This window comes from Acinetobacter sp. CY79, assembly GCF_059515845.1.
In genome coordinates this window covers 48,207-62,439 of sequence record NZ_JCAKMY010000022.1, presented here as the reverse complement: position 1 = coordinate 62,439, position 14,233 = coordinate 48,207, and the positions used below count along the sequence as shown (strand labels likewise).

Annotated in this window: 13 protein-coding genes, 1 tRNA gene and 2 pseudogenes; 8 read left to right on the top strand and 8 right to left on the bottom strand. The window is 37.2% G+C overall.

What is annotated here, in order from left to right; translation table 11 throughout:
- Positions 1 to 338 precede the first annotated feature (338 nt).
- Positions 339 to 944: a glutathione transferase GstA gene (gene gstA / locus AC5YCE_RS10680; protein WP_496126088.1), complete on the bottom strand. Its 606-nt coding sequence runs from the start codon at positions 942 to 944 to the stop codon at positions 339 to 341.
- A 119-nt stretch (positions 945 to 1,063) separates the two neighbouring features.
- Between gstA and AC5YCE_RS10675 the strand changes: the two genes are divergently transcribed.
- Positions 1,064 to 1,987 carry a LysR family transcriptional regulator gene (locus AC5YCE_RS10675; protein ID WP_496126089.1) on the top strand — a complete coding sequence of 308 codons (924 nt, stop codon included), beginning with the start codon at positions 1,064 to 1,066 and terminating at the stop codon, positions 1,985 to 1,987.
- 18 nt (positions 1,988 to 2,005) lie between these two features.
- Here AC5YCE_RS10675 and murI read toward each other — a convergent pair whose 3' ends face one another.
- Positions 2,006 to 2,839 carry a glutamate racemase gene (murI, locus tag AC5YCE_RS10670; RefSeq protein WP_496126090.1) on the bottom strand — a complete coding sequence of 278 codons (834 nt, stop codon included), beginning with the start codon at positions 2,837 to 2,839 and terminating at the stop codon, positions 2,006 to 2,008.
- 107 nt (positions 2,840 to 2,946) lie between these two features.
- Here murI and AC5YCE_RS10665 point away from each other — a divergent pair.
- Positions 2,947 to 3,212: pseudogene (locus AC5YCE_RS10665) on the top strand (ATP-binding cassette domain-containing protein); the annotation flags it as partial.
- Positions 3,213 to 3,449: 237 nt separating this feature from the next.
- On the opposite strand, the gene AC5YCE_RS10660 reads toward AC5YCE_RS10665, so the two are convergent.
- The 3 genes and pseudogenes from AC5YCE_RS10660 to AC5YCE_RS10650 all read right to left on the bottom strand — a co-directional run bounded on the left by AC5YCE_RS10660 (position 3,450) and on the right by AC5YCE_RS10650 (position 5,279).
- Positions 3,450 to 3,839, bottom strand: coding sequence for a helix-turn-helix transcriptional regulator (locus AC5YCE_RS10660; RefSeq protein ID WP_496172020.1), 390 nt, complete (start codon positions 3,837 to 3,839; stop codon positions 3,450 to 3,452).
- Positions 3,818 to 5,031 (bottom strand): annotated as a pseudogene (locus tag AC5YCE_RS10655) (tyrosine-type recombinase/integrase). The gene AC5YCE_RS10660 and the pseudogene AC5YCE_RS10655 overlap by 22 nt, the downstream one beginning before the upstream one ends.
- Before the next feature lie 171 nt (positions 5,032 to 5,202).
- Positions 5,203 to 5,279: transfer RNA gene (locus AC5YCE_RS10650), tRNA-Ile, on the bottom strand.
- Between the two features lie 286 nt (positions 5,280 to 5,565).
- Here AC5YCE_RS10650 and AC5YCE_RS10645 point away from each other — a divergent pair.
- Both AC5YCE_RS10645 and AC5YCE_RS10640 read left to right on the top strand, forming a co-directional pair.
- Positions 5,566 to 6,126 carry a 1-acyl-sn-glycerol-3-phosphate acyltransferase gene (locus AC5YCE_RS10645; RefSeq protein ID WP_496125634.1) on the top strand — a complete coding sequence of 187 codons (561 nt, stop codon included), beginning with the start codon at positions 5,566 to 5,568 and terminating at the stop codon, positions 6,124 to 6,126.
- Between the two features lie 115 nt (positions 6,127 to 6,241).
- The gene (locus AC5YCE_RS10640; protein WP_496172019.1) at positions 6,242 to 6,991 is read left to right on the top strand and encodes a YebC/PmpR family DNA-binding transcriptional regulator; all 750 of its coding nucleotides are present in this window, start codon (positions 6,242 to 6,244) and stop codon (positions 6,989 to 6,991) included.
- A gap of 39 nt (positions 6,992 to 7,030) precedes the next feature.
- On the opposite strand, the gene AC5YCE_RS10635 is transcribed toward AC5YCE_RS10640, so the two are convergent.
- From AC5YCE_RS10635 to AC5YCE_RS10625, 3 genes are all read right to left on the bottom strand, one after another.
- Positions 7,031 to 7,504, bottom strand: a complete 474-nt coding sequence (locus AC5YCE_RS10635; protein ID WP_496172018.1) for a GrpB family protein — start codon at positions 7,502 to 7,504, stop codon at positions 7,031 to 7,033.
- A gap of 19 nt (positions 7,505 to 7,523) precedes the next feature.
- Positions 7,524 to 7,994: an Lrp/AsnC family transcriptional regulator gene (locus tag AC5YCE_RS10630; RefSeq protein WP_496125645.1), complete on the bottom strand. Its 471-nt coding sequence runs from the start codon at positions 7,992 to 7,994 to the stop codon at positions 7,524 to 7,526.
- Between the two features lie 222 nt (positions 7,995 to 8,216).
- Positions 8,217 to 8,981, bottom strand: coding sequence for a glutathione S-transferase family protein (locus tag AC5YCE_RS10625; protein ID WP_496172017.1), 765 nt, complete (start codon positions 8,979 to 8,981; stop codon positions 8,217 to 8,219).
- A gap of 470 nt (positions 8,982 to 9,451) precedes the next feature.
- Between AC5YCE_RS10625 and AC5YCE_RS10620 the strand changes: the two genes are divergently transcribed.
- From AC5YCE_RS10620 to AC5YCE_RS10605, 4 genes are read left to right on the top strand one after another with little or no spacing between them, the layout of a single operon-like run.
- The gene (locus AC5YCE_RS10620) at positions 9,452 to 10,654 is read left to right on the top strand and encodes an SfnB family sulfur acquisition oxidoreductase (protein ID WP_496172016.1); all 1,203 of its coding nucleotides are present in this window, start codon (positions 9,452 to 9,454) and stop codon (positions 10,652 to 10,654) included.
- Between the two features lie 10 nt (positions 10,655 to 10,664).
- Complete coding sequence (locus tag AC5YCE_RS10615; protein WP_496172015.1) at positions 10,665 to 11,888, top strand: SfnB family sulfur acquisition oxidoreductase; 1,224 nt, start codon at positions 10,665 to 10,667, stop codon at positions 11,886 to 11,888.
- Positions 11,888 to 13,354, top strand: a complete 1,467-nt coding sequence (locus tag AC5YCE_RS10610; RefSeq protein WP_496172014.1) for an LLM class flavin-dependent oxidoreductase — start codon at positions 11,888 to 11,890, stop codon at positions 13,352 to 13,354. Before AC5YCE_RS10615 ends, AC5YCE_RS10610 begins: the two co-directional genes overlap by 1 nt.
- A 23-nt stretch (positions 13,355 to 13,377) precedes the next feature.
- Entirely contained in the window at positions 13,378 to 14,232 is an 855-nt protein-coding gene (locus AC5YCE_RS10605) for a MetQ/NlpA family ABC transporter substrate-binding protein (RefSeq protein ID WP_496172013.1), read from the top strand.
- Position 14,233 lies beyond the last annotated feature (1 nt).

Below are 14,233 nucleotides of genomic sequence, written 5' to 3'. Positions count from 1 at the left end.
ATCAGACACAAAAAATTCAGACACAAACAATATAGATTTTATTTATTTATTTTTTTAATACACACAACAGATAATTATAATAAATATAACTTTTAAATAAAATTCAACAAATTACAATTAAAAAATAATTTATGAAAGCAAATACCACAAGCTTATTAAAACAACCCAAGCTTAAAAACAACCAATAAAATACAATTCCAATAATAGAGATATTTAATAGGCACAATAGCTCATCACAATTAAATAAAACCATTAAAAAAAGTAGGTTGTTAAGATAATTTTGAAATCATATATATTTAGTTTTCCAACCATAACAACCCACAAGACTCAGGCTTATATTAAACCAAACCTTCAGCTTTTAGTGCCTCTTTGACCGCAACACGCGACGCAACACGACCCATATAATCCTGTAGGTTTTTAAACTCGCTTAAATCAAGGCCTACATGTCCAGCCCAATTAGTGACTGTAAATAAATAGGAATCAGCAATCGTAAAATCCTGCCCAGTCAGATAGCTTGATTGTTGTAACTTTGAATCAAGCCATTCATATTTTTTCTTCAGAATATCTGCATGTAGGTCTTTGCTTTTTTTGTCAAAGTTTGCATTGAATAATGGAGTGAATGATTTATGTAATTCTGATGTGACATAGTTCTGCCACTCATGTACTCTGTAACGGTCTATGGTCAATGGTGATGGATAAGCTGAGCTAGGACCAACAGATTCTGCAATGTATTGTGTGATGATTGGACCTTCGGTCAAAATTTCTCCATTTTTAAGTTCAAGTACAGGAACTTGTCCTCTTGGATTGATACTAAAAAAATTAACACCTGAATCAGTGGTATGGTTGGACAAATCCACTTTCTCCAACTGTACATTGGCATTCAATTCACGAATAATAATGTGTGGAGATAGGGAGCAAGCTCCTGGAGCATAGTACAGTTTCATAATGTGTGTCCTTATAGGTTCAATAAAGTACTTTTGTTATGTACTGAACTTAGTCTATTAGGTGTTTTAAATACTATAAATATCGTTATATTTAATTGAGTAGTTACATAAGGTAAATAATGTCACGGCATTTCGATAAATTACGATTAAGCAGTATTGAGCTTTTTTGTTTGGCTGTTGAACAGGAGAGCTTTACTGTCGCAGCCAATGTGGCAGGTTTAACGCCTGCTGCCGTGAGTAGATCAATTGCCCGGCTTGAAGCCCGTTTGGGCGTTCAGCTATTTGTTCGCACAACCAGAAAAATCAGCCTAACCGAAAGCGGACAAACGTACTATGATACCTGTCGTCAGGCGATTGAAGAAATTGTACAAACAGAATATCAAATTACAGCACAGCAACAACGTCCCTCTGGTACATTGAGAATTAGCCTACCTACATCATATGCACATTTTAGAGTTCTACCCTTACTGGCAGAATTCAACATGCTGTATCCAGATATAAAAATTGAGGTTCATGTCAGTAATCAGAATGTGGATTTTATTAGTGAAAATTATGATCTCGTGATTAGGGCACGAGTCCAAAAAGATTCATCATTTATTGCAAGAGTATTAGAAGATGCAACAATGGTCGTGGTTGCTTCTCCGCCTTATCTGGCGAAATATGGTACTCCACTGACTCTTGCCAATTTATCTAGTCATGAATGTATTCAATTTATTTTGCCAAGTAATGGGCAATGCGTTCCTTGGACTTTCAATGTCGATGAACAATCCGTAATAATGATGACGCAAGGACGAATCCATACTTCTGGGGATATTCTCGCCTCTATCACATTAGCCAAGCATGATGCAGGCTTGCTACAGACCTATCGTTTTTTAGTTGAAAACGACATTAAAGCAGGCACACTCGTTGAGGTTTTACAACCCTTTGCGGGGACATCCAGACCTTTTTCTATTATTTTCCCTTCAAATCAGCATATGCCGCATCGCACACGCGTATTGATTGATTTTCTCATTAAAAGAATCAGAGATAAGCACTTAGCATAACAAGTGCTATCTCCCCCCTTAAAGAGATATTACTTGTCTTGAATCATATGAAGTAATGTCAAAAGACATGATTGGTAATTTTTTACCTAATAAGGAAAAAACGATACTTTCTGTAGTCGCCTCAGCAATATTGGTCCACACCACTCTTGAACCATCCATATCCTGAGTGCTATTCAAATCATGATAATTTAGTTGTCGGATTAACTGGGCAGTAACTGCAACAGAAGGATCGATAATGGTCACACCTGCACCCATAATGTCCTGAATAGTATGTTGCACGAATGGGTAGTGCGTGCAGCCCAAAACAATGGTGTCGACCTGTACTGCCATTAATGGCTCTAAAAGTGCTGTCAGGTACAACCGCATTTCATGACTGTTCACCTGCCCGCTCTCAACACGGTCAGCCAGCCCGATACAAGGGATCAATAAAATTTCAATCCCTTGTCCGTATTCAGCAACCAGCCGACTTACATTACCCCCCTTTAGAGTCAATGCTGTTGCAAGCACTGCTATCTTTTTGCTGGTGGTCAAATTGACGGCAGGCTTGATTGCGGGTTCAATGGCAATAATTGGAATGCCAAACGAAGACCGAAGCTGATCAATTGCTACAGCTGTGATCGTATTACAGGCGATCACCACCACTTTACACCCAGCCTGGTAGATCAGCGTTTTAATCAAATCTTTTGATCTAGACAATACCCATGAACTGGTTTTGTCACCATACGGTACATTTGCTGAGTCAGCTAAATAAACAATATTCTCGTAAGGTAATTGATCACAAATATACCTAAATAGGGAAAGTCCTCCCAAACCTGAATCAATGACTCCGATGGAATTGTTTTTCTGGAGCACATCTACCTCTATCTAGATTCATTTTAATTTTGAGTAAAATATAAAGTATGTGAAGTGGCGCGTCAAATAAGTATTAGATAATGAGCAGTGCAGAGACGTAATGATCCGATATGGGTAATATTCTGTCGAGGACAAAAGCAAAGAATATTATTGGCAAGAGCATTGTATAGAAAACCTAAAATTCTATTTCTGGGATGAGGTAACTAGCCATTTAGACATCATTAAGGAGAAAGAAATTAACCAGATGATTAAGTCACTCAACATCACTAGAATCATTATCGCTCACCGTCCAGAGTCGATTTCTTCTCTAGATCGTATCACTGCTTTAAATAATGGACGTATTGTGAGTGATCAAATGTTCCAGTGTTTATAATTGCTATCAAATTTAATCTAGAAAATATTTAATAGTAAATATTAGTGTTTAGCTTTAAACAAGTTCGATTCTATCCATTTAAGCAAAGCGATATAGCACGAACAGGAGTAACTGGTATGGTAGGAATAGGAATAGGTGGTATATTTATGCAGGAATATGCAATAGCTTCCTTAAATATTTTAAAGCTTGAATATACGCTTATAATTATATACATAAAAAAGGCCCCAAAGGGCTTTTTTATGTATTCGCTAGTGTCTTCCTATACCAGTTTAAAATTTCTTGTGTATCATAATAAACTCCTGCTTGGCGAGCACTACCACTCTTAATTGGTTTCGGAAAATCATCATCAGCAATAGAAATTTTTCTCAATTGGTTAAGCGAAATACTCAACAATTTGCAAACATCTTTTTTAGTCACTCGCAGTGGTACAAATCCTACATTCATATTTTGATTAAGATTTTGATATATTTCGAAGGGAGGCATTAACCCGTCCTTAATTGTTAACTCAAATGCAAACTTAACACCACTCTCAAAAAATCTCTGTGTGTGGTTAAAAAAATGCGAGAAGAAACAAATAAGTTCATATTTCAACCCAAAATACTGTTTTAAAATTTCCGCTTCCCACAAGTTTGATCAAGATAATCAGACCAATACTGCATAATTCCATACCTTTCTCGTAAGTGAGCTCCTTTATCGTACGCCCCTTTAACTCCTGATTTAAGATGGGCTAGAGCTGCCTCGATCACTTGTTCACGATCACTGTAATGATCATTTAAATGTGTAGAAGCAATATGTCGAAAACCATGTGGATTTTGCTTACCAAAGTACCCCATCCTATTTAATGCAGCATTAAATGTGAGGTGGAAATCGATTTATTTACACTATCACGCGAAGTAAATAGAAATTCGCTTTCACGTTTAGAAGTTGCTTGTAAAGTCTTTAATAATTTTATCGATTGAGTTGAAAGTGGAATTCCATGCTCAATCCCTCTTTTCATTATTGAACCGGGTCTAATCCAAACTCAATCCTCAAAATCAAATTGTTCCCATTTTGCTTGTCGCAGCTCACCTGGTCTTGGAAACATATGAATCAATAACTCTAAACCAATGCTAATTTCTTCCGAACGGTATCCCCTTATTTTTTCAACCATTTCAGGAAGATCTTTTAAATGGATATGTTTCATACATCCTGGATTTGATTTGTCTAAAAACTTCTGAATACCAAGTAGAGGGTTATACTTAATTTCATCTTTAAAAACAGCTAGATCATAAGCATTACGACAATATGAAATTAATTTTTCGATTCGATTAAAAATCTTTAATTTACGTTGTTTGGTTTGAAAAAATTCAAGCCATTCTTTAGAAGTTATATTCTTGTATCTACGTTGACCAAAAATAGGAAGTAAGTGTTTCTCAATAGATTGAACCTCCTTCTTGAATGTTAGGGGATCCCATGTACTTTTCTTAATATCAATCCAATCACGCATTAAATGCTCGAATAACTCATTTTCTTCTCGTATAGATCATTTTAACCGTTCTGTACGAGTAACAATTTGAAGTTCACCCGACTGATATTTTAATGCTTGTGAACGAGCAACTTTAACTGGGACCTCTGGATAAGAACCTAAACCTACCCATGTCCATTTACCTTCACTATTCTTCAGACGAAGTTGCCATGACTTTTTACCTGAAATTTGAACTTTCATATAAAGTCCAGAAATATCTGCAATTCGACACTCTCTACCTTTTGCTTTAAAAGCAACATATGCAACATCTGTTAAAGGTTTATTTATAGTCATAACTATTTGTTTACCTAGCATTTATATTAAATCTGTATCCTGAGTTATAGTTTTATTTCAGGATACATGCAAGGATACAAATGAGCGGTTTCTATATGTGTGTATATGAGTTTATTTTATACATTAAAAAACCCTTAACTCTATTAGAATTAAGGGTTTAGATATCATATGAGTGCATATGATTATAAAATTTGGTGGGCCCACACAGACTTGAACTGTGGACCAACGGATTATGAGTCCGCTGCTCTAACCAACTGAGCTATAGGCCCTATAAATACTGATATATCAGGTATTTCGTCCGAGAATACTATCGAAAAAAAAAATGAAACACAAGGGATTTTACGATTGAGAAATTGAGACGTATAAATAATGGTCAGTTTTGATTTTCCATGATTGAAAACTATGTAAATACTTATTCAACGTGGTATCAAGCGATGCACCTAAAGCTTAAGTGATATGTTTAATTATTTCTTTTAACGCTTTATATATTGTCTTTTTTGCAACTTCATTTCAGAATTACACAACATAAATGCCTTAACGAATAAGACCTTGGTTATGAAAAAACAAATTGCTGAACTTGCGTTTAAACTTGCTGGCGTTAAATACCATGTTGAACCTGGGGTGTTAGAGGACAAACAAGTGATTATTGGATTTGAGCATACCACCATGATGGATGCTGTGCTTTCGATTGCCCTATTTCAAATTCATGATATTAAAATTCACACGCTAATCAAAAAAGAACTCTTTAAAGGCCCATTTAAACCGCTACTCGAGGGTGTCGGCGGGATTCCTGTTGACCGCAAATCTAATCTCGATATTGTTTCTCAAATGGTTCAACAATTTGAAAAAAATGAGCAATTCAATTTAGTGATTGCTCCTGAAGCGACTCGTGCAAAAAATGGGGAATCACGTAAACCGATCCGTACAGGTTTTTGGCATATCGCAAAAGCTGCAAATGTCCCTATCGTATTTTTATTCGTAAATCAAAAAACCAAACAAGGTGGAATTTTCGGTAAAATTTATCCAACGGATTTAGATCAAGATCTTTTGAAAATTAAAGCCATGTATAAAGAGCATACTGGCTTGGATATTGTCATTCCTGAAGCTAAAAATTAACTGATAATAATTTAAAAAACCTATTTTCAAAGGCTTTATTCGAAAAAAGGCCTTATGGTAGAATTCTTTCCAATTCGATTCGGCATAAGGCCAATCTACAAGGAGCATATTTCGCATGGCGGGTCATTCCAAGTGGGCTAACACAAAGCATCGCAAAGCAAAACAAGATGCGAGTCGCGCTAAAGTATTCACAAAATTTATCCGTGAAATCGTAACTGCTGCTCGTTTAGGTGGTGGTGATGTTGCATCTAATCCCCGTTTACGTGCTGTTGTTGAAAAAGCACTCGTTGCAAATATGACACGTGACACCATTAACCGCGCAATTCAACGTGGTGTTGGTGGTGAAGATAATGCTGATTTAAAAGAAGTCACATACGAAGGTTATGGCGTGGGTGGTGTTGCCGTTATTGTTGAAACAATGACAGACAACTTAAACCGTACTGTGCCTGATGTGCGTCATTGTTTCTCTAAAACAGATGGGAACTTAGGTACAGCAGGTTCTGTTGCCTACATGTTTACCAAACGTGGTGAGATTACTTTTGAAGATGTGTCTTTAGAAGATCAAATCATGGATGTTGCTTTAGAAGCAGGTGCGGAAGATATCGAAGTTTCTGAAGATGAGATTCTCGTCATTACAACACCTGAGTCTTTTGGTGATGTTCAAGATGCACTTACAGCAGCAGGTTTAAAATCTGATAATGCTGAAGTTGTAATGAATCCATCAACAAAAGCATTAATTTCAGACATCGAACAAGCAAAGAAAATCATTAAAATGATTGATATGTTTGAAGACCTTGATGATGTTCAGAACGTTTATACAAACGTAGAATTCACTGATGAAGTTTTAGCCGAACTTGATGCTTAATTGTATCGATATCCAAAACGCACTTTAGGGTGCGTTTTTTTATAAACTTAGAACATAACGGATAAATTTTGATTTCTTCTCACGATATTGATTCATCGATAGAAAAACGGAGTTTAACTTCAATCGGTTATATTGCTCGACCAAATCAACTGAAGCCCTAAGTCGATCTCTAAATAGGATAAAAGATTCAAACTCACTTCCTGCGACAACCAATTGAATAGCAACATCATCATTATTTTGTGATTCAAGCATACATAAATGTGGTGTTCTTAAAGTATTCTGTTTCTCTTGAAATCTTAAACGTTTAATTTGCGTGATACAGTGTTCAAACTCGTTCTGTGATACCGCTACGTAAATATCTAAATCACCTTTAGATAATGACTTTGGAATCGCAGATGAGCCGATATGCTCAATCTGGGCATGAGGAACCAAATGAAATAACTGTCTATAGTAGGTTTCATATAGTGCATTACATTTGGGCTGATATTCTGTCGGCTCGTAAAAATGAAGCATTTTATTCTCGCTTAGCCAATTACACTCTGCTTAAAAGTCCGCTACAGTTAAATACTTTGTATTCTTTGATTACGAAACTCGAATGTAAAGCGACAACAAATTCAATTTTACCAATACGTTTTAGCAAGATTTCACTATAGTTTTCCATATCTCGCGCAACCACTTCTACAATAAAATCAGCCGACTGCCCTGTCACTAAAAATGCATTAATCACTTCTGGAATGCTTTCTAGTTCCTCCAGAAACTTTGCAAAAGTATCCGTATCATGTTTACTCAGTGACACTTGTAAAAGTACATGCAAACTAAATCCAAGTTTTTGGTAATTGATGTCACGCTTTAAATTGGTCATGATCTTATTTTCAATCAAGTTCTTAATACGTCTATGTACTGAACTGACTGATAAACTGATCCGCTCTGACAGCTCATTAAGATTCAGATCTTCATGGGTGAGTATTTCTAAAATTTGCTTATCATAGCGATCTAATTCCACCACGAATCCCCCTTTTATTATTTAAAAACAGCTTCTATTGAATTTAAGCTTATTTATGGGAAATTAATAGCAAATATCTTAACTTATTTAAAATTAAAGATAGTATTTAGTCTTATATTAAAAAAAATTCCCACTTCAGGCTCACTTTAGCGTATGGCAGGAATAATTTCGTTTAGAACTTCTCGAAGTTTAAAAATTTAAGATTCATAGCATGAGCTAATATTACATCCCGCGCCAATCTACCCGTGCACAGCGTTCATTTTCATAAATTCTTTTTACATACTGACCAATCGGTTGGTCTAAAAGATAGAGTTTAAAATTATGATAATCCTCAGAAATATTAGAACTCAATTCTTTTTCCCACGGCGTTCCTTCAATTTCAAGCAAAGGGGCTAACATCGAACACACAGCAATATCTGCTAAACCCAGTCGATCTCCCACGAGGTAGCGCCCATGATTTGCATTTAATCTGGCGTTTAAATCAATAATAATCTCATCCATATTTGATTTGGCATGGATGACTTTTTCAGAATCAATCTGATAGCCTTTGGTGACTAAACTTTTAATGATGGGTTTTGAAAATTTCTCAAACTTTCTTAAGTAACCTTTTTCACCAATCATAATTTCAAGGGGTTCATCACTTTCAGATAATGCATGCGCTAAACCCCAACGGCGAACATACATCCCTAAATCATTGGAGATTTGATTAATCTCTAATGCTTGTGCTCTGAGTTTCGGATCAGAACGTAACAGCGCATGCTCGGGATAATGATCATCTAAGTAGAGTGCAATTTCAGTCGAACCCGCGATCCACGTTTCACTATCTTTTAAAACGGGTAACTTATTCTGACCTGTTTTAAGCTGAGTAAAAGCGCGATGAACGCCTGGAATCAAATTATGCGCCACAAAGTCGAGTTCTTTATGATCAAGTAACCAGCGGGCTTTCTCACAGAAATGAGACAGTGGAAACTGGTAAAGTGTGCGCATAGCTACTCCAAAAAAATCAGCAAAATTGATAAAAATGAAATCAATCATTCAGAATGTAACATATTTTTTCGATATATTTATGTCATGTACTCTAGTCACCCAATCCCCAAATTTCAAGTTTCAATCTGTGACCAATTCTATTTCTGATAAATCTAAATTAAATTTTAGGTATTTAAATTTTATCCTGAGTGATAAAAAAACAATAAATTTCCAATAAAAGCACTCTCTAAATTTATAACGAATACGTAGTTACTTATCTTATATCTCAATATAAGCAAAAAATAATTAAAAATAAAAAACCAGTTTTAATCAACTTTATTTATACATATCAAATATTTAAATTCTATTAAAAATAGCTATTTTTAGCATTTTTTCTATTTAAGATTAATCTTCACAACCTTATCAAAATTCAACATTTACCAATTTAAAATCAGAAGCGTAGCGTTAAGACAGTTATTTAGGATCTCATCATGTCACGCTTAATTAATCGAACAATTCATATTCTTGAAAATGACCAAGATGCTATCAATGCTGCTTATCAAGTTGCAGATTTTGCACTTGAAGGTCGTAATATTCGAGATCAAAAAAGACGATTGCCATTTGAAGAAGTCAATTTATTGAGTCAAAAGGGTTTGGGAGGCTTACGTATTCCCAAAAAATATGGTGGTGCTGAAGTCTCGAATAGAACATTGGCTCAAGTCTTTAGAATTATCAATAAAGCCGACTCAAGCCTAGGACAAATTCCACAAAACCAAATTGCACTGCTCAATATGATTAACTTGATGGGAACTGAGCATCAAAAACGCTTTATTTTCACTGAAATCTTAAAGGGTAAACGTTTAGCCAATGGGGGGCCTGAACGAAACACCAAAGACTCTAAGACCTTAAATACCAAGCTTGTATTTGAAAATGGTAAATATTTGATTAGCGGACAAAAGTTCTACTCAACAGGAAGTAGCTTTGCCGATTGGCTGGCGATTAAAGCCGTTCATCCTGAAGGTCATGTGATTTTGACGATTATTGATCGTCATAGTCAAGGTATCGAAGTGATGAATGATTGGAATGGCTTTGGACAACGTACCACTTCAAGCGGTACGGTGATTTTAGATCAAGTTGAAGTCGATCCTTTTTTAATTTTTGATGAACGAATTTTAGCGCAAGCGACCAACTATCGGGGTGCTTTTTCTCAATTACTACAAGTTGCAATTGATGTGGGCATTGCAGAAGCCGCCTTCGAAGATACGCTCTCTGCTGTCGTTAAAGCGCGACCAATCGCCGATGCAAATGTAGATAAAGCAAGCTTTGAACAGTACACCCTACAAGAAGTGGGTCGCAGTCAAATTTTACTAGATGCAGCCATTTTACTGCTCGATGAAGCCGCCAGCTATTTGGATGAGCTGGATGCATTAGATGAAGTTTCTCCTGAACAAGCAGGTCTCGCATCCATCAAAGTTGCTGAAGCAAAGATCTATGCCAATGACGCAGCCCTACTCATTTCAGAGAAACTTTTGGAATTAGGAGGTAGTCGTTCCAGCCTGAGTGAGCATAATTTAGATCAACATTGGCGTAATGCACGTGTTCATACCTTGCATGACCCTGTCCGCTGGAAGTTTCATGCGTTGGGCGACTATTACTTAAATAACACCTTACCTGCTCGTCATGCTTGGATTTAAGGAGAAACTTATGACCTCATATCAATCGATTATTCCTTTAACGGCGCAGCCAATTTCTCATGCGCATATTATCAAATCTGATCAAGAAGCTTTAGAGATCGCACAGCGACTCGCTGAAAAATTTAAAGAAAATGCAATTCAGCGTGATGTTGAAAGACAATTGCCATTTGATGAAATTGAAGCCTATAGCCAATCAGGCTTATGGGCGATTACAGTACCCAAGGAATACGGTGGCGCAGAGGTTTCAAGCTATACCGTCGCTCAAATCATTGCCCTCATCAGTGGTGCCGATGGTTCTATCGGTCAAATTCCACAAAATCATTTTTATGCCTTAGAAGTTTTGAGAAATACTGGGACTGAACAACAAAGACAAAAACTCTATGCAGAAGTACTCCAAGGTGCGCGTTTTGGAAATGCTTTAGCAGAATTCAAAACTAAAAATGCAACACAAAAACATACCACCATTCGCCAAACTACAGATGGCTTTGAGGTCAATGGTGAAAAATTCTATTGCACTGGAAGTTTATTCTCGCACCGTATTCCCACTTTGGTGAAAGATGAAAATAACAATGAATATTTAGCGTTTATTCCACGTCAAAGCGAAGGCTTAAGCTTAGTCGATGACTGGTCTGGATTTGGTCAGCGTACTACAGGCAGTGGTACAGTGAAATTCAATCATGTCAAAGTTCTCGCTGAAGACATCATTCCTTTTGATCAAGCATTTCAGCAACCAACGCTGGTGGGTCCTTTCGCACAGCTTATGCATGCAGCCATAGAAGTTGGTATTGCTCGGGCAGCATTTGAAGAAACTTTAATTCGTGTTCGCCAAGCACGTCCTTGGATTGATTCAGGTGTGGATTTTGCTACCCAAGATCCGCTGACTTTATCAGAGCTTGGACGTGTCAGCGTTGATGTCAAAGCGAGTGAACTCTTACTCAAACAGGCAGCTCATTCTATCGATAATGCTAAGCCTAATCCTCATGAAAAAAATATTGCTCAAGCATCTATCGATGTCGCTAAAGTTCGTGCACACAGTACTGAGACAGCGTTAAAAGCATCTTCTAAATTAGTAGAGTTAGCAGGAAGCCGTGGTAGTCAAAGTCAAGAGGCTTTGGATCTCTATTGGAGAAATGCCCGCGTTCATACACTACATGATGCTTCAAGATGGAAATATTACTTCATCGGCAATTATGTGCTCAATCATATCCTTCCACCACGTCGAGGGACACTCTAATGAGCCAAATCAAATTACAAAACCGTTCACAAAACCGTTCACAAAACAAGCCTACAAACACTTTACACAGCGGTCAGAAAAAAATTCTACTGAATGCTTTTGACATGAATTGTGTTGGACACATTAATCATGGGCTTTGGACTCATCCTAGAGACGAATCTTATCGCTTTAATGAACTGAGTTATTGGACGGACTTAGCACAGACTTTAGAAGAAGGCTTATTCGACGGGCTATTCATTGCAGACATTACGGGCGTATATGACGTTTATCAAAACAATATTGATCTGACCCTCAAAGAGTCGATTCAACTCCCGAGTCATGATCCAAGCACCTTAGTCTCCGCGATGGCTGCTGTCACGCAGCATTTAGGTTTTGGAATTACCGTGAATTTGAGTTATGAATCGCCCTACCAGTTTGCCCGTCGCTTTGCCAGTTTAGATCACCTGACTCAAGGACGCATCGGCTGGAACATTGTCACAGGCTATTTAGATAGTGCTGAACGTTTAATTGGTCAAAAAGGTTTAAAAGATCATGATCAGCGGTACGAACAAGCGGAAGAGTTTTTAACCCTTTGCTATAAATTTTGGGAAGGTTCTTGGGAAAATGATGCGGTCATCATCGACAAACAACAGCGCATCTTTACGCAACCCCATAAAGTTCATGCTATTCATCACAAGGGTCAATTTTATCAAAGTGAAGGTGTGTTCCAAGTCTCTCCTTCTATCCAGCGGACACCTGTGCTCTTTCAAGCTGGCGCCTCTCCTCGCGGTTTAAAATTCGCAACTCAGCATGCTGAAGCGATGTTTATTGGTGGTGACAGTGCAGACAAACTCAAAAAACAAGTGGATAGCATTCGTGAATTGGCACGATTAGATGGTCGTAATGAGCAAGCGCTTAAGCTTTTTGCAGGTATTACAGTCGTTACTGCTGAAACGGATGAGTTAGCGCAAGAAAAACTAGAAGAATATGTGCAATATGCAAGTTCAGAGGCTGGACTTGCTCATCTTTCCAGTTCAGTTGGTATTGATTTTTCTCAATATTCAGATGATGACATTATTCCTTACCAACCAACCAACCGTATTGTTTCAGTCAATGATCGCTTTAAAGCACAACAAGTCACTTTAGGTGATTTAAAAGCACAACATCTATTAGGTGGTCGTTATCCACTCTTTGTGGGTTCAGGACGTACAGTTGCCGAACAACTCATCGAACTTATTGATGCTTCAGGCCTTGATGGTTTCAATCTTACCCGCACCGTTGCACCAGAATCACATCAAGATTTTATTCGTTTAGTGATTCCTGAATTACAACAACGTGGGCGTTATAAAACTGAATATGAATCAGGCAGTTTAAGACATAAAATTTTTCAAAAAGGTCCCCATTTACCGACAAGTCACCCTGCCGAACAGTTTCGATGTCAAAACTCTCACATTGAACCTGAAAAACGAACTCAGCAAACAGCTTAAAACATTAAAATTAAGGGTGCACTATGTCACAAACAACAAATCAATCCGCAAAGAAGAAGCTCACCATTCTTGCAGTCGTTATCGCTGCTATTATTATTGGACTCGTGATTTGGTCACAAAAAGGTAAACAAGATCAACAGGAAATCGTGATTGGAATTAGTCCACCTTTTGCTAAACCTTTACAAGTCGCAGTCGATGAAGCGAAGAAGCAAGGCATTAACGTAAAATTGGTTGAATTTTCAGATTGGAACACACCGAATATCACGCTTAACCATGGCGATATTGATGCCAACTATTTTCAACATCAGCCCTTCTTGGACAATGCCTTAAAAGAAACTGATTTTAAACTCAAAGCTTTAGGCATTGGATCGGGTACACATGTTGGACTCTATTCAAAAAAATATAAATCAATCAATGACGTTGCAGATGGCGCTCGCGTTGTGATCCCCAATGATCCAGTGAACCAAGGTCGAGCACTGTTACTTTTACAACAATCAAAACTGATCACCTTGAAAGATGGAGACAATCATTTATCAAACTTACAAGATATTGCCAGCAATCCTAAAAATCTAAAATTTATTGAAGTAGAAGGCCCACAAACTGCACGTGCTGTAGATGAAGCTGATCTAGTCTTTAGTTACCCGATGTATCTTCGTTTGGCAAAAACTATAGACCCTAATGCTGCTTTAGTTCTCGATCAAATCAATAACAATCGCTATGCCATTTTGTTTGTGGTACGTGATGATTATGAACAAACCCATCCTGAACAAGCTGAAAACTTGAAGAAATTTATTCAAATTTATCAAAATTCTGAAAAAGTAAAACAAGAGCTGAATGCAGATATCGGTGAAAAACTATGGTTTAAAGGCTGGAAATAAG